Below are 19,081 nucleotides of genomic sequence, written 5' to 3'. Positions count from 1 at the left end.
CGCTCCCACATTGAAATGCGTACCCTGTGGGAGCGAGCTTGCTCGCGAAGGGGCCAGCCCAGGCACCCTACATCCCATGCGCCTTCAATAACTTCTGATAACTCCCATCCGCCTTCATCGCCGCGATCTCCCGATCAAACCCGGCGACGATCTGCTCATGCTCGGGATTCTTCAGGCTGACCAGGATATGCAGGCTGTTTTCACTCAACGGCTTGGGTAGAAATTCCACGGCATTGCGCACCTTGGCGGATTCGCGGGCCAGGTAATAACGGGCGACGTATTCGTCTTCCAGCGTCAGCTTCACCCGGTCGGCGGCGAGCATGCGCACGGCCATCGCAAAATTATGCACAGGGATTTTCTGCATCTTCTCGTCCTCATCGAACGCCTTGGAATAGGCGTAGCCACGAACCACGGCGATGGGATAGGCATACAACTGCTGCAGGTTGTCGAAGTCGATGGGCGAGTCCTTGCGCTTGATAAACCGCACGCGGTTGAGCAGGTACTCGGCCGAGAACTGGCCCACATGGGTGCGTTCCTCGGCGTACCAGGCATTGATCAGCACGTCATACCGCCCTTCGCTGATCCCCAGCATCGCCCGGGCCCAGGGCACCTGCTCGAAATCACTGGCATAACCGGCGCGCGCCAGGGCGGTGGTGACGATATCGGTCGCAAGGCCACCATTGACCAGCGTCGAGTCGGTAAAGGGTGGCCAGGCATCGGCGACCAGACGCAGTTTCTGCGCACAGGCGTTGTGGCTCAGCAACAGCAACCCGACCAAAGCAAGAGCTCGATGCAATCGCGGCATGCCTGACTTCCTTGACGGGTTCAAAGCCCGGTTTGTTTTTAGCCGAAACCCAAGGGACTCCCCAAGGCATCCGGGTCCTGACGTTAGCTCATCGAAACCGCTGCGCAGCGCTGGATTGAAGATTACATAAAGAAGGCAGTACCGCGACAAATCGATGATGGCATTTTGGTCTTTATCACAGATTTTTCGACCGCTTGAAAAGAGACTTCCGACGCAAGGACGCCTAATATCGGCAGCAGGTTCTCTGGGAAATTCAAAAAATGGATATCGACTGGGTCTGCAAACATCACACTGACCTGAGCAAGGAACAGCTATATGCCATCCTGAAACTGCGCGCCGAGGTTTTCGTCGTCGAACAGAACTGCGCCTACCCGGACGTCGACGGACTGGACCTGGAAGGCGACACCTGCCATCTGATGGCCTGGCAGGACAACCACCTGGTCGCTTACCTTCGTTTGCTCGATCCGCATTCGCGAAACAGCGATGTGGTGATCGGCCGCGTAGTCATCGCCCCCGAGGCTCGAGGGCAAGGGCTGGGGCATACACTGATGGAACAAGCCTTGAAGCAGGCCGAAAAGCACTGGCCCGGGGTTTCGATTTCCTTGTCGGCCCAGGCGCATCTGCAGGGATATTACGGGCGATACGGGTTTGAAGTGGTGGGTGTGGAATATCTTGAGGATGGGATTCCGCACATCGGGATGCATCGGCCCTGAAGCCGCCATCGCGAGCAAGCTCGCTCCCACAGAGGCCTGTTGAGGACACAAGATTTGTGTACCCCCAGGGCCCCTGTGGGAGCGAGCTTGCTCGCGATGAGGCCAGCCCAGGCACCGACAATTCAGGGATACTCCAACACCGCCTTGATCCGCTGCAGATTCTGCTCGATCCACCGCCGATCAATCGCCCCCCAATCGCGAATCCAATACCGCCCGGCATGGTTGCGCGCGCCCTCCTGCTGCTCGAATTCACAGAGGATGTCCAGGTCCGCCAGCGCCACGACGGTATCCTGGGCGGTGCGCCGAGGCATGCCGGTAACTTCGGTGAGCGCGGGAATGTTGCTGGCCAGGCCGCTGTCGATCAGGTAAGCCACGTACAGTCGACGATAGAAGCTGCTCTTGGTCTTGCTGACGTCCATTCGCTCATCCCTTGTCTTGTTGCAGGTCCCGCCAGGTCAGGTACACCCGCAGGTCGAATTCCAGCTGGTGATAGCCCGGCAGCATGTGCTCGCACAGCTGGTAGAAAGCCTTGTTGTGGTCCGACTCCTTGAAGTGGGCCAACTCGTGCACCACGATCATTTCCAGAAACTGGGGCGCTGCGTCCTTGAACAACGAAGCAATGCGGATTTCTTTCTTGGCCTTGAGCTTGCCGCCCTGTACCCGTGACACCGCCGTATGCAGCCCAAGCGCGCGATGGGTCAGGTCGAGGCGGTTGTCGAACAGTACTTTGTCGATGGCCGGCGCGTTACGCAGGTAGCGCTGCTTGAGATCCAGCGCATAGCCGTACAACGCCTTGTCGCTCTGGATCGGATGGCGGCCGGGATAGCGTTGTTGCAGGTAATCGCCCAGTCGATCCTCGGCAATCAGTTGCTGCACCTGGGCTTGCAGCGCGGCGGGGTACGCCTGGAGGTATTTGAGCACGGTCATCGGACGGCAACACAGTCACTGGAGGCCGCCAGTGTAGCGAATTCAGGCCGGCACCGCGCTCCAGTCGAATGGTCGCGCGAAAGCATCTGTGTCCTCGGCCATCAAGGGCCGCGCCACGAGGAAGCCTTGCACATATTCACAGCCATGGGCCTTGAGCCAGTGATACTGCTGCGGCGTCTCGACCCCCTCGGCGATCACTCGCAAGCCCAATTGCTTGCACAGGTCGATCACCGAGGCGGCCAGCGCAGCGTCCCTGGGCGAGTCCGGCAAGCGGGCGATCAAGTGCCGATCAAGCTTGAGCGTATCGAGTTCGAGATCACGCAGATGCGCCAGCGAGCAAGGCCCCGAACCGAAGTCGTCCAGCGCCACTCGCACGCCCAGGTGGCGCAGCAGGCGCAGTTGCTTATGGGTTTCGTCGGGGTTGCGCATCAGCGCGTCTTCGGTGATCTCGACCTCCAGCTGCCGCGGCTTCAACGCATGGCGATCCAGGACCTGGCGCAACTCGGTCACCAGGTTGGGCATGCCGAACTGGGTACTGCTCAGGCTCACGCCCAACACCAGATCGTCGGGAAACATCCGCTCCCAGACTTTGCGCTGGGACGCACTGCGATGGTAAATCCAGCTGCCCAGCCGACTGATCAACCGAGCCTCCTCCAGCAACGGCAGGAACAAGCCCGGCGGTACGTCCCCGACGCTGGGGTGCTGCCAGCGCAGCAGCGCCTCGAACCCTCGGGTCCGTCCGTCGAGGATGCTGACCTGTGGTTGATAGACCATATTGAAGTCGCGATTTTCGATGGCCGAACGTACGCTTTCTTCAAGCATCAGCCGTGAACGGGCTCGGCCGTTCATTTCGTGATCGTAGAAACGATACTGCTGGCGGCCGGCGCGCTTGGCCTCGTACATGGCGATGTCGGACGCGCGAAGCAACCCGTCGAGGTTGGAGCCGCAGTCCGGGTACGTGGCGATGCCAATACTGGCGCCCAGCGCTACGTCCATGCCTTCGATCTGCTGGCAGACCGAGACGCGCTCGATGAGTTTCTCGGCAATCTTCGCCGCCTGCTCGGGCACCTCAAGATCCAGCAGCGCCGTGAACTCATCGCCGCCGAGCCGCGCGAGGATGTCGAACGGGCGCAGGCAGGCCTTCAACTGTTCCGATACCCAGCGCAACACCCGGTCGCCGGCATCGTGGCCCAGCGAGTCATTGACCCGTTTGAAGCCATCGAGGTCCAGGTACAACAGCACCCAGTTGCTTTCCAGCCGTTCGCTGCGCATCAGCAGGTTTTCGGCGGTCTGATAGAACCCCCTGCGGTTGAGCAAACCGGTCAGGGGATCAGTGACGGCCTGGAACTCCAACTGCTGGTGCAAATGACGAACCACCGACATGTCCTGAAGCGTCACCACCATGGCCTTTTGTTCAGAAGGCAGGGGGGCACAGGACAAGGCCACCGACACTTGCTGGCCGGGCGCGGTGCGCAGCACGGCGTCGTGCAAGCGCCAGGTTTCGCCACGTCGATAGGCGGCATGGATATCCGAATCGATCCACTCGGGAATATGGGGTTTCTGCAGGAAATCCAGGAAGGGCATCCCTTGCAATCGGTCCGCAGTGGCGTTGAGCAAGCGGCACGTCGAAGGGTTGGCAAAACGGATGAAACCGCCTTCATCCACCACCAGGATGCCTTCGGCGGCGTTATCCAGCACCGAGGCATTAAAGGCCCTGGCTGCCTCCAGGTCCTGGCTCAAACGCTGCAAGGCGCGGCGATTGCGCTGGTGTTCAAGTAGCGCGTGGACCTTGGGCTTGAGAATCTGCGGGTCGAACGGTTTGAACAGGTAATCCACCGCGCCGCTGGCGTAACCCTTGATCACCGCGTCCTGGGACTGCTCGTTGGCGGTCAGGAAGATGATCGGCGTGAGCCGCGTGCGCTGGCTGCCACGCATCAGACGCGCCACTTCGAAGCCGTCCATGTCCGGCATCTGCACATCCAGCAGCACCAGGTCGATGTCATGTTCGAGTAGCAGGTTGAGAGCCTCGACACCCGAGGACGCGGTCATGACCTGCCAATCCTGACGCTGCAACAACGCTCGCATGCTGAGCAGGTTTTCAGGGTAGTCATCAACTATCAAAAGGACGGAGCTGTCTTCGCCAAACGGGGGTTGCGCGCATTCCATGCTGCTTCTCTTATCGGGACGCCATGTCCGTCCTACGTGGGAAAACGGACAACATACAGTGATCTCACTCTAGACCGGGATTTTGAAAAGCAGTAGGTGTCATGACGCCATCATCCAGACAAAGCCCGAAATAGCCGACTAACGGTCACCCTGCTCAGGCACAGAAACTGCAATGACCCCCTCGACGAACATTTGACGTCAAACATTCGCCGAGCGGTCAACAACAAAAGCCCCACCCAGCGTTTCGAGACGCTCAAAAGGGCGGTTCAAAGCCTCCCGACACGGCGTACACCCTTTTACATCCGATACGCAGGACACACGACATGATCGATCTCGCAACCTGGAACCTGAGCATTCCTGAAGGCGCACCACCGGCGACCATCCAGACTTCGCAACTGGTACAAGGCTTCAAGAACCAGTATTTCAACTCGGAAACCGGCACCGTGTTTTTCTGGGTACCCGTCACGGGCGCCACGACGGCCAACGCCATCTACCCTCGCAGCGAGCTGCGCGAAACCAACAGCGACGGCACGTTGCGCAATTGGTTGTACCCGGCTGCGGATAACAAGCTGGCCGCCACGTTGACCGTCGGCCAGGTGCCCAGCACCGGCAAGCTGGTGATTGGCCAGATCCACACCAAGGACAGCACCAGCCCCATGGTGAAGCTGGAATACCAGTACAAGACCTACAGCTCCACCGGCAACATCGTCGCCAAGGTGCGCATGCGTCCCGACGACGCCACGGGCCAGGTCATCACCATCGCCACCGGCATCAAGCTCAACCAGCCGTTCTCGTACCTGATTCACCTCAACCGTGCAGGCCTCTTGACCATCAACGGCGCCGGCTATCAGTGGAGTGCCACCGTCAGCAACACCTGGAGCACCAAACCGTTGTACTTCAAGGCTGGCGTCTACGTGCAGGACAACGCTGGCTACGCCACCGAAGGCGCAAAAGCCACGTTCAGCATGCTGGATATCGATCACAACCTCTAAGGTTTCCCCCCGAGCAGCAGCATGGATCGCTGCTTGCCCGCAACCGACTCGCCCCCCTTCGATCGACGTCGCAATGGCACCGCCAAAAAGCCATCGTTCAATAAAATTTTGACGCTACCGACCAACGGTCAATTATCTGCGGCACAAAATCGCCAATCCCTACTCTGACGGACTGCTGACGCCAAACCTCCACCGTACGAACGTGCCAAATGTTTGTCCGCATTCCTGCCGGCGTCCGCAGAAAGCGCGTCTTAGAGCCTCCGGCTGTGGCGTAAATCATTTCTTCTTCTCAGAAAGGATCCGAACATGGTCGATCTTGCAACCTGGAACCTGAGCATCCCCGAAGGCAGCCCGCCGAAAACCATCGAAACCCCTCGACTGGTGGATGGATTCAGGGACAAGTACTTCAACTCCGAAGGCAGCACGGTGTATTTCTGGTCGCCGGTGACCGGCACCAAGACCGAAAACGCGATCTACCCACGCAGCGAACTACGTGAGACCTACCGAGACGGCACCCTGCGCAACTGGCTTTACCCAGAGGCCGACAATCAATTGCGCGCAACGCTGGTGGTCAATCAGGTTCCCAGCAGCGGAAAAATCGTGATTGGTCAGATCCATGCCAAGGACAGCAACAAACCGATGGTGAAGCTGGAATACCAATTCAAGGACGCCACCAACACCGGCAACATCGTCGCCAAGGTGCGCATGCGCCCCGATGACAGCAAAAGCCGGGTCATCACGGTAGCGACAGGCGTGAAGCTTGACCGGGCCTTTTCTTATCGGATCCACCTGGATCGCACCGGCGACCTGGGCATCACCGCCGCCGGTAATAGCTGGTACACCACGGTCGGCGCTGCCTGGCGGGTCAAGCCGTTGTACTTCAAGGCCGGGGTGTATGTGCAGGACAACAGTGGTTATACCAGCGAAGGCGGCAAGGTGACGTTCAGCAAGTTGGACATCGATCACAACACTTGAAATTTCACGTCCTAAAAACTCGTAGGAATTTACGCCCCGTGGCGAGGGAGCTTGCTCCCGCTGGGCTGCGAAGCGGCCCCATCTTTTGTCAGACCTGGCGCATACACCGGTTTGCGGCGGCTGCGCCCCCGAGCGGGAGCAAGCTCCCTCGCCACGGGGGCGCGGTGCGTCCTACAGGTCGATTTTGGCCTGGAAAATCTACTCTATAGTTTGGTTGGTCTGCTGGCTTTGGTCAGTGGCAGGGGTTTCGCAGCCCTGGTGAGTTAGAATCACGACCGTCAGAAGTCAACATAGGCGCATCCCGCCTGCGTTCGGCTTTTTATGGCGGCTGTGTGTGGGAGATCTTCGGGTCTGCCGGGTTTCTCTAACTCCTCGGTCTGCGAACCCGCACATGGCTGCCACCCAATTTGTTTCGCAGCGAACGGTGGCAATTACTTTTCTTGAGTTAGAGGTTTGTCATGAAAACCGAACAATTGCTTGGCCGCTTTACCCCACTCACCCCAATCGCCACCACCCAACCTATCCTGTTCATCGACAGCACCGCGCCACTGACCGAGCTTCACGCCTGCGCCAGCGAACGCCTGCATGCCACTCTTGATTACCTGACGCTTATGGCCTGCACCACTTTGCGCGATTCGGCTGCCGGGGATCTCAACACTCTCACTAATGTCGCCCGGATTCTGGTTCAGGATGTAGCCGATGTGTTCGGTGTCATTGAGCAACGTGGGCTCGAAGAGCACTAAAACCTGCGTGCAGGAGATCCCCTGTGGGAGCGAGCTTGCTCGCGAAGAGGCTGGCACACCCGGTACTTTCATCGACTGACACTCCGCCTTCGCGAGCAGGCTCGCTCCCACAGGAGGAACGCCCCCCACCAAACCAAGTCGGCAAACCGGATATACACCCAAATCCCAAGCATTAAAAAACCCGCATCACTGCGGGTTTTTAATAACGAATAACGCGAAAAGCTTAGTTGACCTTAGCGTTCAACTCACCTTTCAAATACCGCTGATACATGGCTTCCAGCGAGATCGGCTTGATCTTCGACGCATTACCCGCCGTACCAAACGCCTCATAACGCGCAATACATACATCACGCATCGCCGTCACCGTCGCACCGAAGAACTTACGCGGATCAAACTCGCTAGGATTGGTCGCCATCAGACGACGCATGGCACCGGTGGAAGCCAGGCGCAGGTCAGTGTCGATGTTGACCTTGCGCACGCCGTACTTGATGCCTTCGACGATTTCCTCGACCGGCACGCCGTAGGTTTCCTTGATGTCGCCACCGTACTGGTTGATGATCGCCAGCCACTCCTGCGGTACCGAAGAGGAGCCGTGCATCACCAGGTGAGTGTTGGGGATGCGCTTGTGGATCTCCTTGATGCGGTCGATGGCCAGCACGTCGCCGGTAGGCGGCTTGGTGAACTTGTAGGCGCCGTGGCTGGTGCCAATGGCGATCGCCAGGGCGTCGACCTGGGTTTTCTTGACGAAGTCGGCGGCTTCTTCCGGGTCGGTCAGCATCTGGCTGTGATCCAGCACGCCTTCGGCGCCGATGCCATCTTCCTCACCGGCCATGCCGGTTTCCAGCGAGCCCAGGCAACCCAGCTCTCCTTCCACCGAGACGCCGCAGGCGTGGGCCATGGCGACGGTTTGCTGGGTGACACGGACGTTGTATTCGTAGTCAGTCGGGGTCTTGCCGTCTTCGCCCAGGGAGCCGTCCATCATTACCGAGCTGAAGCCCAGTTGGATGGAGCGCTGGCAGACGTCAGGGCTGGTGCCGTGGTCCTGGTGCATGCACACCGGGATATGCGGGAATTCTTCGATTGCCGCCAGGATCAGGTGACGCAGGAACGGCGCGCCGGCGTATTTGCGAGCGCCGGCCGAAGCCTGGACGATCACCGGGGAGTCAGTCTTGTCAGCGGCTTCCATGATGGCGCGCATCTGCTCAAGGTTGTTGACGTTAAAGGCTGGGACGCCATAGCCGAACTCGGCTGCGTGGTCCAGCATCTGACGCATGCTGATAAGTGCCATTAGTGTGTCTCTCCCGGTCGAGGGTCGTTAATCGTGCCAGCCTGCCGGAGCGGCGGCGGCTATTCAAGTCATTGCGGGTCGGGGCTGGCCCGAGCCTGCGTGTTCCGTATCGCCAAACCCAAACATTGACGCGATCCCTGTGGGAGCGAGCTTGCTCGCGATGAGGGTGGCACATTCAACATCTCTGTTGCCTGATAGACCGCAATCGCGAGCAAGCTCGCTCCCACATGGGATCTGCTTCCCTATTCAGATCCGTGTGAATCAGATGAATCCTGTCAATCGGCCTTGCAGCCCCGCCCAATCAGATCATTGGTGGCGACCCAATACGCCAGGCCTTCCTCGCCCTTGATGTGCAACGCCAGCATGTCATCGCTGTACAGCGAACCTTCGGCGCCGGGTTCGAGCTTGAGGCGATAAACCTTGTCAGCGCCGCCCAGCCGGACATCGACTTCCTTGCGCGCTGCATCGGCATAACGCCAGAGCACCTTGGCCTCGCTGTCACATGTCCAACTCGTCCAGCCCTCTGCAGCAGGCTCGGACGACTGCAAAAAACCCAGTTGCGAGCAACCGGCCAACAATGCCAACGCCACGACGGCGATAAAGCCTTTCATCCGTGTTCCTCGACGGGCGGCCCGTGCCGCTCGCCATGAGTTAAGAGTCTGACCCGTCAAGGGCAACCATGTTCCTTGACCGGCGCCTGCGTCTCGTATTTATCCAGGCCGTCCGGCCCGGAACGCTTGTTCAGTACCGGGTTGGTCTCGGCCTGCCAGTCAGCCTGATAACAGCCTTGCTCAGGCACTGGCGCCGCCGTATCGGGCGCGGTGGCTTGCGGGCTGCTCGAGCAAGCCACCAACAGCGTCGCGGCCATCAGCGACATGAACGTCTTGACCATCGGAACACTCCTTTGCCTGGTCAACGTCGCCTCAGGCCTTGGCCCGGCTTTCCAGGACTTCCACGGCAGGCAGCACTTTGCCCTCGACGAATTCGAGGAACGCGCCACCACCGGTAGAAATGTAGGAGATCTGCTCGGCTACGCCATATTTATCGATGGCAGCCAGGGTGTCGCCACCGCCCGCGATGGAAAACGCAGCGCTTTCGGCGATCGCCTGGGCCAGCACCTTGGTGCCGTTGCCGAACTGGTCGAACTCGAACACACCGACCGGACCGTTCCACAGGATGGTCTGGGAGGATTTCAGCAGTTCGGCGAAGTTCGCCGCGGTTTGCGGACCAATGTCGAGGATCATGTCGTCCTCGGCCACGTCGTCGATCAGCTTGACGGTGGCGGTTGCACTTTCGGCGAATTCCTTGGCTACCACCACATCCACGGGCAACGGTACGCTGACCTTGGCGGCGATTTCACGGGCGGTGTCCAGCAGATCCGGCTCGTACAAGGACTTGCCTACCGGGTGACCGGCGGCGGCGAGGAAGGTGTTGGCGATGCCGCCACCGACGATCAACTGGTTGCAGACCTGGCTCAGGCTGTTGAGCACGTCGAGTTTGGTCGAAACCTTGGAGCCGGCAACGATGGCGGCCATCGGCTGAGCTGGCGAGCCCAGGGCCTTGCCCAGCGCGTCCAGCTCGGCCGCCAGCAACGGACCTGCGGCGGCGACTTTGGCGAACTTGGCCACGCCGTGGGTCGAGCCCTCGGCGCGGTGCGCGGTGCCGAAGGCGTCCATCACGAACACGTCGCACAGGGCGGCGTATTGCTGGGCCAGCTCATCGGCGTTCTTTTTCTCGCCCTTGTTGAAGCGCACGTTTTCGAACAGCACGACATCGCCAGCCTTGACGTCGACGCCGCCCAGGTAATCGGCGATCAACGGCACGTCGCGGCCCAGGGCCTTGCTCAGGTAATCCGCCACCGGCTTGAGGCTGTTCTCGGCCGAGAATTCACCTTCGGTCGGACGGCCCAGGTGCGAGCAGACCATCACCGCCGCGCCTTTTTCCAAGGCCAGCTTGATGGTCGGCAGCGAGGCCAGGATGCGCGCGTCGCTGGTGACAACACCGTCCTTGACGGGGACGTTGAGGTCTTCGCGAATCAGTACGCGCTTACCTTGCAGATCGAGGTCGGACATCTTCAACACGGTCATGGGTCGCAATTCCTGGGTAACTGTTTAGAGAGCAGGTTTATTGGAAGCGGTTTGCAGGTAATGCTCGGCAACGTCCAGCATACGATTGGCAAAACCCCATTCGTTGTCGAACCAGGCCAGGATGTTTACAAGCCTGGGCCCGGAAACGCGGGTCTGGCTGGCATCGACGATGGCCGAATGTGGGTCGTGGTTGAAATCACAACTGGCGTGAGGCAACTCGGTATAGGCCAGGAGGCCTTTGAGCGGGCCGCTGGTGGCGGCTTCGCGCAGGATCCGGTTGACCTCGGTGGCGTCGGTATCGCTCACGGTCTGCATCGTGATGTCGAGGCAGGACACGTTGACCGTCGGCACCCGCACGGCTTTGGCCTGAATTCGCCCGGCAAGTTCCGGCAACAGCCGTTCAATGCCGCGCGCCAGACCAGTGGACACCGGAATCACCGACTGGAAGGCCGAACGGGTACGGCGCAAATCCTCGTGGTGATAGGCGTCAATCACCGGCTGATCATTCATCGCCGAGTGGATGGTGGTGATCGACACGTATTCCAGGCCGATAGCCTGGTCCAGCAGGCGCAACAGCGGCACGCCGCAGTTGGTGGTGCAGGACGCGTTGGACACCAGCAGCTCCTCGCCGGTCAGGCAGTCCTGGTTCACACCGTAGACGATGGTGGCGTCAACGTCGGCCTCGCTGGCCATCGGCTGGGAGAAAAGCACCCGTGGCGCGCCGGCAGCGATGAACCGCTGGCCATCGTCACGGGTGTTATAGGCGCCGGAGCACTCAAGCACCAGATCGACGTTCAGGGACGCCCAATCGATGCCTTCGGGCGTGGCGCTGCGCAGGACCTTCACGCAGTCGCCATTAATGTGCAGACAATCGCCCTCGACCCGCACTTCGCCGGGAAACCGGCCGTGGGTGGAGTCAAAGCGTGTCAGGTATTCGATGCTGGCCATGTCGGCCAGATCGTTGATGGCCACAATCTCGAACCCGGCCTTTGCCCCTCGCTCGAACAACGCACGCAAGACGCAACGACCAATGCGGCCGTAGCCGTTGAGTGCAACTTTGTAGGGACGCGGTTGGGGCATGGGGGTTCTCTGATCGGGGTGAATCCGTTAAGACCAGCATTGCTTGCACCACCGCTATCGCGAGCAAGCTCGCTCCCACAGGGTCGGTGGAGATCCTTGTGGGAGCGAGCTTGCTCGCGATGGCGTCAGCACAGGCAACCTATTACAGATCAGTCTTCCAGCAGCTCTTCAGCCTGCCCCAGGATGTTTTCCAGGGTGAAGCCGAACTCCTCGAACAGCGCCGACGCAGGCGCCGACTCACCGTAGGTGGTCATGCCGATCACGCGGCCTTCCAGGCCCACGTACTTGTACCAGTAATCGGCGTGAGCGGCTTCGATAGCGATGCGCGCGCTGACTTGCAACGGCAACACCGCTTGCTTGTAGCCGGCGTCCTGGGCATCGAACACGCTGGTGCAAGGCATGGAGACCACGCGCACATTGCGGCCCTGCCCGGTCAGCTTGTCGAAGGCCTGGACGGCCAGGCCGACTTCCGAACCGGTGGCGATCAGGATCAGCTCAGGCTCGCCGATGCAGTCCTTGAGCACGTAGCCGCCACGGCTGATGTCGCCGATCTGGCCGGCATCGCGCTCCTGGTGCTGCAGGTTCTGGCGCGAGAAGATCAGCGCCGATGGGCCGTCGTTGCGCTCGATGGCGTGTTTCCAGGCCACAGCGGACTCCACGGCGTCGCATGGGCGCCAGGTGTCCAGGTTCGGCGTGCAGCGCAGGCTCGCCAATTGCTCGATCGGCTGGTGAGTCGGGCCGTCTTCGCCCAGGCCGATGGAGTCGTGGGTGAACACGTACAGGATGCGTTTTTTCATCAGCGCCGACATGCGCACAGCGTTGCGGGCGTATTCCATGAACATCAGGAAGGTCGCGCCGTAAGGCACCAGGCCGCCGTGCAGGGCAACGCCGTTCATGATCGCGCTCATGCCGAACTCACGAACGCCGTAGTACATGTAGTTGCCGCTGGCGTCTTCGGCGGTTACACCCTTGCAGCCTTTCCACAGGGTCAGGTTGGAGCCGGCCAGGTCGGCCGAACCGCCCAGCAGTTCCGGCAGCAACGGGCCGAAGGCGTTCAGGGTGTTCTGGCTGGCCTTGCGGCTGGCGATGGTTTCGCCCTTGGCCGCGACTTCGGCGATGTAGGCAGAAGCTTTCTCGGCGAAATCGGCCGGCAACTCGCCGCTGAGGCGACGTACCAGTTCGTTGGCCAGCTCAGGGAATTCGGCGGAGTAGGCTGCAAAACGTTGGTCCCACTCGGCTTCGGCCGCGCGGCCTTTTTCCTTGGCGTCCCATTCGGCATAAATGTCGGCCGGGATTTCGAACGGGCCGTGTTCCCACTTCAGCGCGGCGCGGGTCAGGGCGATTTCCTCGGCGCCCAGTGGCGCGCCGTGGCAGTCTTCCTTGCCCTGCTTGTTCGGCGAGCCGAAACCGATGGTGGTCTTGCAGCAGATCAGTGTCGGCTGGGCGCTCTTGCGCGCAGTCTCGATGGCGATCTTGATTTCTTCCGGGTCGTGACCGTCGACGTTGCGGATCACCAGCCAGTTGTAGGCTTCGAAGCGCTTGGGGGTGTCGTCGGTGAACCAGCCTTCGACTTCACCGTCGATGGAAATGCCGTTGTCATCGTAGAAGGCGATCAGCTTGTCCAGGCCCAGGGTACCGGCCAGGGAAGCGACTTCGTGGGAAATGCCTTCCATCATGCAGCCATCACCCAGGAACACGTAGGTGTGGTGATCGACGATGTCGTGGCCCGGACGGTTAAACTGCGCCGCCAGGACTTTTTCCGCCAAAGCGAAGCCCACGGCGTTGGCCAGGCCCTGGCCCAACGGACCGGTGGTGGTTTCCACGCCTGGGGTGTAGCCGTATTCCGGGTGGCCCGGGGTGCGGCTGTGCAGCTGGCGGAAGTTCTTCAGGTCATCGATCGACAGGTCATAGCCGGTCAGGTGCAGCAGCGAGTAGATCAACATCGAGCCGTGGCCGTTGGACAGCACGAAGCGGTCGCGGTCGGCAAACGATGGGTTGCTCGGGTTGTGCTTGAGGTAGTCGCGCCAAAGCACCTCGGCGATATCCGCCATACCCATTGGGGCACCGGGATGGCCGCTGTTGGCTTTCTGCACGGCATCCATGCTGAGGGCACGAATGGCATTGGCACGCTCACGACGGCTGGGCATCGCTGATCTCCTGGGTTTTGAATAACGAAACTGAAAAAGGCGAGCATTTTCCCTCACCCACCCGCCTCGGGGCAATCAGATACTCGTCCAAAGGCGATATTTGCGCCGGATAAAGCCGCATCGGTCAGGTGAAACCTTTCCGCTGTTGCTGGGTAGAGTCAAGCTGCTCCCGGGAAGTGCCATTTATCGAGCAATATCAAAACTTTTTGATATTGACCTTGCGATGCGCCAGACCCGTCACTAGACTGCCGCCCATGAATTTACGCGTGCCTTCCATTCGCCATGACGATTGCGATGAGCTGGCGGCCCTTTGCAAGGCCGGCGGCGATCCGTTGCGGCTCAATGTATTGCGCGCCCTGGCCAACGACTCGTTCGGCGTTCTGGAGCTGGCGCAGATCTTCGGCATCGGCCAGTCCGGCATGAGCCACCATTTGAAGGTGCTGGCCCAGGCCGACCTGGTGGCGACGCGCCGTGAAGGCAACGCCATCTTCTACCGCCGTGCCCTGCCCCACACCGAACTGCTGGGCGGCAAGCTGCACGCAGCGCTGCTTGAAGAGGTGGACGAACTGGACTTGCCGCTGGACGTGCAAGCCCGCATCGCCCAGGTACACGGGCAACGAGCCGCCGCCAGCCAGGACTTTTTCGCCCGGGTGGCAGAGAAATTCCGCGCCCAGCAGGACCTGATTGCAGGACTGCCGCAATACCGTGACAGCGTCGTGGCGCTGCTGGACAAGCTGAGCTTCGAGCCCACCGCCACAGCGATGGAAGTCGGCCCCGGTGACGGTGCATTCCTGCCGGAACTGGCGCGGCGCTTCAGCCAGGTGACCGCGCTGGACAACAGCCCGGCGATGCTCGAACTGGCCCGCCAGGTGTGCGAACGTGAGTCCCTGGCTAATGTCCGCCTGCAACTGGCCGACGCGCTGAACGGTGTGAGCCTGCAGGCCGACTGTGTTGTATTGAACATGGTGCTTCACCATTTTGCCGCGCCGGCCGATGCACTCAAGCACATGGCCAACCTGCTGCAACCGGGCGGTAGCCTGTTGGTGACAGAGTTATGCAGCCACAACCAGAGTTGGGCCAAGGAGGCCTGCGGTGATCTCTGGCTGGGGTTTGAACAGGACGATCTGGCCCGTTGGGCCACCGCTGCGGGCCTCGTGCCCGGGGAAAGCCTCTATGTAGGCTTACGTAATGGTTTCCAGATCCAGGTCCGCCATTTTCAGCGGCCGGCTGGCGACACTCACCATCGGTAACTTGTAGGAAAACATCGAGATGAGCGAATACTCCCTTTTCACCTCCGAGTCCGTGTCTGAAGGGCATCCGGACAAAATCGCCGACCAGATTTCTGATGCGGTGCTGGACGCCATCATTGCTGAAGACAAGTTCGCCCGCGTGGCGTGCGAGACTCTGGTGAAAACGGGCGTGGCGATCATCGCCGGCGAAGTTACCACTTCCGCCTGGGTCGACCTGGAACAGATCGTTCGCGACGTAATCCTGGGCATCGGCTACAACAGCTCCGACGTCGGCTTCGACGGCGCGACCTGCGGCGTGATGAACATCATCGGCAAGCAGTCCCCGGACATCAACCAGGGCGTTGACCGCGCCAAGCCGGAAGACCAGGGCGCTGGCGACCAAGGCCTGATGTTTGGCTATGCCAGCAACGAAACCGACGTGTTGATGCCGGCACCGATCACCTTCTCGCACCAGTTGGTCCAGCGCCAGGCAGAAGCCCGCAAATCCGGCCTGCTGCCTTGGCTGCGCCCGGACGCCAAGTCGCAAGTGACTTGCCGTTATGAAGGCGGCAAGGTCGTCGGCATCGACGCGGTCGTGCTGTCGACCCAGCACAACCCGGAAGTGTCCTACAAGGACCTGCGCGAAGGCGTGATGGAGCTGATCGTCAAGCACGTGCTGCCTGCCGAACTGCTGTCCAAGGACACCCAGTTCCACATCAACCCGACCGGCCAGTTCATCATCGGCGGCCCAGTGGGCGACTGCGGCCTGACCGGTCGCAAGATCATCGTCGACAGCTACGGCGGCATGGCCCGTCACGGCGGCGGCGCGTTCTCCGGCAAGGATCCGTCCAAGGTTGACCGCTCGGCGGCGTACGCCGGTCGTTATGTCGCCAAGAACATCGTTGCCGCCGGCCTGGCCGAGCGTTGCGAGATCCAGGTTTCCTACGCCATCGGCGTCGCCCAGCCTACGTCGATTTCGCTGAACACCTTCGGTACCGGCAAGATTGGCGACGACAAGATCATCCAGCTGGTGCGTGAAGTGTTCGACCTGCGTCCATACGCGATCACCACCATGCTCGACCTGCTGCACCCGATGTACCAGGACACCGCAGCCTACGGCCATTTCGGTCGCACGCCGCAGACCAAGACCGTGGGCGACGACACCTTCACCACGTTCACCTGGGAAAAAACCGACCGCGCCGACGCCCTGCGCGCCGCTGCTGGCCTGTAACACCCCGCCGCATTGAAAAAGCCCCTGGCGACTGAGTCGCCAGGGGCTTTTTTTTACGCCTTCGTGGCGAGGGAGCTTGCTCCCGCTGGGGTGCGAAGCGCCCCCCCCTTCAAACCTCAGGGTGTATCAAGCTGTTCAAGTCCGCCGCGCCACCAACAAAAACGAAGCCGCGCTCGCCAGTAACCCCGCGCACATTCGGTTGAACAACCGCTTGCCACTCGGCCGGGCGAACAGCCGCCGGGCATAAATACCCATGTAGCAATACAAGCCAATGGCAACGCATTCCAATGCCAGGAACAGCCCGCCCAGCACCGCGAACTGCTGGGTGACGGTGCCCGCGCGGTCAACGAACTGTGGCAGGAAAGCGGTAAAAAGCAGGATTGCCTTCGGATTGCCGATCGCCACCAGGAACTCCTGGCGCGCCAGGCTGGCCATGCTCATCGAACTGGCCTCTGCCTCGCCGGCGGCTTCAGGTTGCGCACGCCACAACTGCACAGCGAGATAAAAAAGATAACCGGCACCGACGAGCTTGATGCCCAGGAACAACAGCTCCGAGGTGTGCAGCACCGCCGTCAGCCCCACCGCCGCCAGGGCAATCATGATCGCAAACGCCAGCAGGCGGCCGATGCCACCGCTGCAGGCGCGAACGAAACCATAGCGCGAGGCGTTGCTGATCGATAGCAGGTTGTTCGGGCCCGGCGCCATGTTCAACGCAAAGCAGGCCGGGATAAAGACCGCGAGCGTGGTCAGGTCCATCGGTTGCACTCCTGGCAGAGCGGATCGAGCGTCCATTCTGCACCGCTCAGTGACGCGTTCAAGGCACAGTTGCCCGGGCAAATCGCTCCCGACTGTACCGCCACAGCTTCGCCATCGCGCTTGGCAAAACCCGGTAACGCACTGGACCTCGCGCCTTTTGCAACACTGACTAGCCTTCCAGTACTTCACCTGGCAAGGATGCTTCGATGCTGTCGTTACTGCGTGCACTTGTAGGCTTTTTACTGACCATGCCCGTCCTCGCGGCCCCCTGCCCGAGTGGTCCAACCGAAGGTGTCCAGGCACAGGTCGACGTCCTCCAGCAACAGATCGATGACTGGGACGATGCCTATCACCGCCTCGGCCACTCCCTGGTGGCCGATGAGCTTTACGATCAGTCCCGAGCGCAACTGGAATATTGGCGCAACTGCCTTGGCCTCGGGTCGCCAGGCACGCCCTTGCGCTCCGCTGGCGGGAAAGTCCCCCACCCGATCGCTCATACCGGCCTGGATAAACTCAAGGACGCCGATGCCGTGCGCAGCTGGTTGGACAGTCGCGACGACGTCTGGGCCCAGCCGAAAGTCGATGGCGTAGCGGTTACCCTGGTTTATCGCGGTGGACACCTGCACCAGGCGATCAGCCGCGGCGATGGCATCCAGGGACATGACTGGACCAACACTGCACGAAAGATCCGCGACATCCCCCAACGGTTGCGCGAACCTGCGGACCTGCTCGTCCAGGGCGAGCTCTACTGGCGGCTCGACGATCACGTACAGGCCGTCAGCGGCAGCCTTAACGCCCGATCAATCGTGGCGGGATTGATGGCCCGCAAGGACCTGAGCGCGGAACAGGCGTCTGGCATCGGCCTGTTCGTGTGGGAGTGGCCGGAAGGGCCGGCGACCCTGCCTGAACGGATTGCCGAGCTGAAAGAGCTGGGTTTCGCCGATGCGACCGTTTATAGCCAGCCCATCCAGGCATTGGCCGATGCGCAACACTGGCGCAACCACTGGTACCGCACGCCGCTGCCGTTCGCCAGCGACGGGGTCGTCTTGCGCCAGAGTCGTCGCCCGTCCGCCGATCGCTGGCGAGCCCGGGCGCCCTCCTGGAGCGTGGCATGGAAATACCCACACGCCCAGGCGCTGGCCGAGGTGCGCCATGTGCGTTTCAAGATCGGCCGCACCGGGCGTATTACGCCGGTGCTGGAGCTTGCGCCGGTGATGCTCGACGACCGACAGATTCGCCGGGTAAGCGTCAGCTCACTCAAGCGCTGGGAAGGCATGGATATCCGCCCCGGCGACCAGGTCGCCATCAGCCTGGCCGGGTTGACCATTCCGCGGCTCGACAGTGTCGTGCTGCGCAGTGTCGAACGCCAGAGCCTCGACATCCCCGCCGCTGCCGATCATCACTTCTTGAGCTGCTGGCAACCGACGCCTGGCTGTGAAAGCCAGTTCCTCGCGCGCCTGAACTGGCTCAGCGGCAAGCACGGGCTCGCCCTGCCCCATGTTGGCCCCGGCACCTGGGAGCAACTGCTGGCCGCCGGCCAGCTCGACGGATTGCTGGATTGGTTGACCCTCGATGCCGCCGAGCTTGCTAACATTGCCGGTTTCGGCGAACGCAACAGCGCACGTCTGCTCGCCAGCCTGGACAGCGCCCGGCAGCGCCCCTTCCGTCAATGGCTCAAGGCGCTTGGCGTACCGCCCACCGGAGGGGCAAGGCTCGAGGAGCGCTGGGAGGTCCTGGCTGAGCGCGACATTGAACAATGGCAAGCCGAAACGGGTATCGGGCCGGGACGCGCCGCGCAACTGAGCGCTTTTTTTCGCGACCCGCAGGTACTGGCCTTGAGTGAAACATTACGCACCGCAGGGGTCGATGGCTTCTAGTCCGGCCCGTGCGGTTGAACCCAAGAGACGGGAGGCGCTCCAACTGCGCATCTGTCCCGACCGCT

The 19,081-nt window shown here is 61.1% G+C and carries 18 protein-coding genes; 7 read left to right on the top strand and 11 right to left on the bottom strand.

Translation table 11 applies throughout. The annotated features are described in order from the left end of the window. Positions 1 to 67: 67 nt before the first annotated feature. Positions 68 to 805, bottom strand: coding sequence for a substrate-binding periplasmic protein (locus J3P94_RS02770; RefSeq protein ID WP_434571263.1), 738 nt, complete (start codon positions 803 to 805; stop codon positions 68 to 70). A 260-nt stretch (positions 806 to 1,065) separates the two neighbouring features. Here J3P94_RS02770 and J3P94_RS02765 point away from each other — a divergent pair, with 260 nt between their 5' ends. Next, complete coding sequence (locus tag J3P94_RS02765; RefSeq protein ID WP_434571261.1) at positions 1,066 to 1,518, top strand: GNAT family N-acetyltransferase; 453 nt, start codon at positions 1,066 to 1,068, stop codon at positions 1,516 to 1,518. 122 nt (positions 1,519 to 1,640) lie between these two features. On the opposite strand, the gene J3P94_RS02760 is transcribed toward J3P94_RS02765, so the two are convergent. Genes J3P94_RS02760 through J3P94_RS02750 form a run of 3 tightly spaced genes read right to left on the bottom strand, consistent with a single transcriptional unit; the run spans position 1,641 to position 4,611 of the window. Beyond that, complete coding sequence (locus J3P94_RS02760) at positions 1,641 to 1,937, bottom strand: winged helix-turn-helix domain-containing protein (RefSeq protein ID WP_434571259.1); 297 nt, start codon at positions 1,935 to 1,937, stop codon at positions 1,641 to 1,643. A 4-nt stretch (positions 1,938 to 1,941) separates the two neighbouring features. Then, positions 1,942 to 2,445 carry a M48 metallopeptidase family protein gene (locus tag J3P94_RS02755; protein WP_434571257.1) on the bottom strand — a complete coding sequence of 168 codons (504 nt, stop codon included), beginning with the start codon at positions 2,443 to 2,445 and terminating at the stop codon, positions 1,942 to 1,944. Between the two features lie 42 nt (positions 2,446 to 2,487). Then, on the bottom strand, positions 2,488 to 4,611 hold the full coding sequence (locus J3P94_RS02750; RefSeq protein ID WP_434571255.1) for a putative bifunctional diguanylate cyclase/phosphodiesterase: 2,124 nt from the start codon (positions 4,609 to 4,611) through the stop codon (positions 2,488 to 2,490). 323 nt (positions 4,612 to 4,934) lie between these two features. Here J3P94_RS02750 and J3P94_RS02745 point away from each other — a divergent pair, with 323 nt between their 5' ends. From J3P94_RS02745 to J3P94_RS02735, 3 genes are all read left to right on the top strand, one after another. Then, on the top strand, positions 4,935 to 5,603 hold the full coding sequence (locus J3P94_RS02745; RefSeq protein WP_434571253.1) for a polysaccharide lyase family 7 protein: 669 nt from the start codon (positions 4,935 to 4,937) through the stop codon (positions 5,601 to 5,603). A gap of 306 nt (positions 5,604 to 5,909) precedes the next feature. Next, a complete protein-coding gene (locus J3P94_RS02740) occupies positions 5,910 to 6,578 on the top strand; it encodes a polysaccharide lyase family 7 protein (RefSeq protein WP_305498250.1) in 669 nt (222 codons plus the stop codon). 458 nt (positions 6,579 to 7,036) lie between these two features. After that, on the top strand, positions 7,037 to 7,321 hold the full coding sequence (locus J3P94_RS02735) for a fructose-bisphosphate aldolase (RefSeq protein ID WP_434571251.1): 285 nt from the start codon (positions 7,037 to 7,039) through the stop codon (positions 7,319 to 7,321). 223 nt (positions 7,322 to 7,544) lie between these two features. On the opposite strand, the gene fba is transcribed toward J3P94_RS02735, so the two are convergent. The 6 genes from fba to tkt form a co-directional block, all read right to left on the bottom strand. Next, on the bottom strand, positions 7,545 to 8,609 hold the full coding sequence (gene fba, locus J3P94_RS02730) for a class II fructose-bisphosphate aldolase (RefSeq protein WP_003177554.1): 1,065 nt from the start codon (positions 8,607 to 8,609) through the stop codon (positions 7,545 to 7,547). Positions 8,610 to 8,884: 275 nt separating this feature from the next. Then, a complete protein-coding gene (locus J3P94_RS02725; RefSeq protein ID WP_434571249.1) occupies positions 8,885 to 9,220 on the bottom strand; it encodes an MliC family protein in 336 nt (111 codons plus the stop codon). 56 nt (positions 9,221 to 9,276) lie between these two features. Then, the gene (locus J3P94_RS02720) at positions 9,277 to 9,501 is read right to left on the bottom strand and encodes a hypothetical protein (protein WP_434571247.1); all 225 of its coding nucleotides are present in this window, start codon (positions 9,499 to 9,501) and stop codon (positions 9,277 to 9,279) included. A 31-nt stretch (positions 9,502 to 9,532) separates the two neighbouring features. After that, entirely contained in the window at positions 9,533 to 10,696 is a 1,164-nt protein-coding gene (locus tag J3P94_RS02715) for a phosphoglycerate kinase (RefSeq protein WP_434571246.1), read from the bottom strand. Positions 10,697 to 10,720: 24 nt separating this feature from the next. After that, positions 10,721 to 11,776 (bottom strand): erythrose-4-phosphate dehydrogenase, encoded by a 1,056-nt coding sequence (gene epd, locus J3P94_RS02710; RefSeq protein WP_434571244.1) that lies wholly within the window; start codon positions 11,774 to 11,776, stop codon positions 10,721 to 10,723. Positions 11,777 to 11,925: 149 nt separating this feature from the next. Next, positions 11,926 to 13,923, bottom strand: a complete 1,998-nt coding sequence (gene tkt, locus J3P94_RS02705) for a transketolase (protein WP_434571242.1) — start codon at positions 13,921 to 13,923, stop codon at positions 11,926 to 11,928. 254 nt (positions 13,924 to 14,177) lie between these two features. Here tkt and J3P94_RS02700 point away from each other — a divergent pair, with 254 nt between their 5' ends. Together J3P94_RS02700 and metK are read left to right on the top strand one after the other, a co-directional pair. Then, the gene (locus tag J3P94_RS02700) at positions 14,178 to 15,173 is read left to right on the top strand and encodes an ArsR/SmtB family transcription factor (protein WP_434560372.1); all 996 of its coding nucleotides are present in this window, start codon (positions 14,178 to 14,180) and stop codon (positions 15,171 to 15,173) included. 19 nt (positions 15,174 to 15,192) lie between these two features. Continuing rightward, positions 15,193 to 16,383 (top strand): methionine adenosyltransferase, encoded by a 1,191-nt coding sequence (metK, locus tag J3P94_RS02695; protein WP_030137860.1) that lies wholly within the window; start codon positions 15,193 to 15,195, stop codon positions 16,381 to 16,383. A gap of 135 nt (positions 16,384 to 16,518) precedes the next feature. Here the strand turns inward: metK and J3P94_RS02690 are convergent, their stop codons facing one another. Then, positions 16,519 to 17,139 carry a LysE family translocator gene (locus tag J3P94_RS02690; RefSeq protein ID WP_434560370.1) on the bottom strand — a complete coding sequence of 207 codons (621 nt, stop codon included), beginning with the start codon at positions 17,137 to 17,139 and terminating at the stop codon, positions 16,519 to 16,521. 206 nt (positions 17,140 to 17,345) lie between these two features. Between J3P94_RS02690 and ligB the strand changes: the two genes are divergently transcribed. Further along, entirely contained in the window at positions 17,346 to 19,016 is a 1,671-nt protein-coding gene (gene ligB, locus J3P94_RS02685; protein ID WP_434571239.1) for an NAD-dependent DNA ligase LigB, read from the top strand. Positions 19,017 to 19,081: the final 65 nt, after the last annotated feature.

This window comes from Pseudomonas sp. Z3-8 (assembly GCF_051131975.1).
GTDB lineage: Bacteria > Pseudomonadota > Gammaproteobacteria > Pseudomonadales > Pseudomonadaceae > Aquipseudomonas.
Note: the sequence above shows the minus strand (reverse complement) of the source record. Positions and strands in the feature narration are given on the sequence as shown.

Coding starts and splice junctions, on each gene's coding strand:
- J3P94_RS02755 (WP_434571257.1), bottom strand. CDS start 2,445: ATGACCGTGCTCAAATACCTCCAGGCGTACCCCGCCGCGCTGCAAGCC.
- J3P94_RS02770 (WP_434571263.1), bottom strand. CDS start 805: ATGCCGCGATTGCATCGAGCTCTTGCTTTGGTCGGGTTGCTGTTGCTG.
- J3P94_RS02765 (WP_434571261.1), top strand. CDS start 1,066: ATGGATATCGACTGGGTCTGCAAACATCACACTGACCTGAGCAAGGAA.
- ligB (WP_434571239.1), top strand. CDS start 17,346: ATGCTGTCGTTACTGCGTGCACTTGTAGGCTTTTTACTGACCATGCCC.
- fba (WP_003177554.1), bottom strand. CDS start 8,609: ATGGCACTTATCAGCATGCGTCAGATGCTGGACCACGCAGCCGAGTTC.
- J3P94_RS02735 (WP_434571251.1), top strand. CDS start 7,037: ATGAAAACCGAACAATTGCTTGGCCGCTTTACCCCACTCACCCCAATC.
- metK (WP_030137860.1), top strand. CDS start 15,193: ATGAGCGAATACTCCCTTTTCACCTCCGAGTCCGTGTCTGAAGGGCAT.
- J3P94_RS02725 (WP_434571249.1), bottom strand. CDS start 9,220: ATGAAAGGCTTTATCGCCGTCGTGGCGTTGGCATTGTTGGCCGGTTGC.
- J3P94_RS02740 (WP_305498250.1), top strand. CDS start 5,910: ATGGTCGATCTTGCAACCTGGAACCTGAGCATCCCCGAAGGCAGCCCG.
- J3P94_RS02750 (WP_434571255.1), bottom strand. CDS start 4,611: ATGGAATGCGCGCAACCCCCGTTTGGCGAAGACAGCTCCGTCCTTTTG.
- tkt (WP_434571242.1), bottom strand. CDS start 13,923: ATGCCCAGCCGTCGTGAGCGTGCCAATGCCATTCGTGCCCTCAGCATG.
- J3P94_RS02715 (WP_434571246.1), bottom strand. CDS start 10,696: ATGACCGTGTTGAAGATGTCCGACCTCGATCTGCAAGGTAAGCGCGTA.
- J3P94_RS02760 (WP_434571259.1), bottom strand. CDS start 1,937: ATGGACGTCAGCAAGACCAAGAGCAGCTTCTATCGTCGACTGTACGTG.
- J3P94_RS02720 (WP_434571247.1), bottom strand. CDS start 9,501: ATGGTCAAGACGTTCATGTCGCTGATGGCCGCGACGCTGTTGGTGGCT.
- J3P94_RS02700 (WP_434560372.1), top strand. CDS start 14,178: ATGAATTTACGCGTGCCTTCCATTCGCCATGACGATTGCGATGAGCTG.
- J3P94_RS02745 (WP_434571253.1), top strand. CDS start 4,935: ATGATCGATCTCGCAACCTGGAACCTGAGCATTCCTGAAGGCGCACCA.
- J3P94_RS02690 (WP_434560370.1), bottom strand. CDS start 17,139: ATGGACCTGACCACGCTCGCGGTCTTTATCCCGGCCTGCTTTGCGTTG.
- epd (WP_434571244.1), bottom strand. CDS start 11,776: ATGCCCCAACCGCGTCCCTACAAAGTTGCACTCAACGGCTACGGCCGC.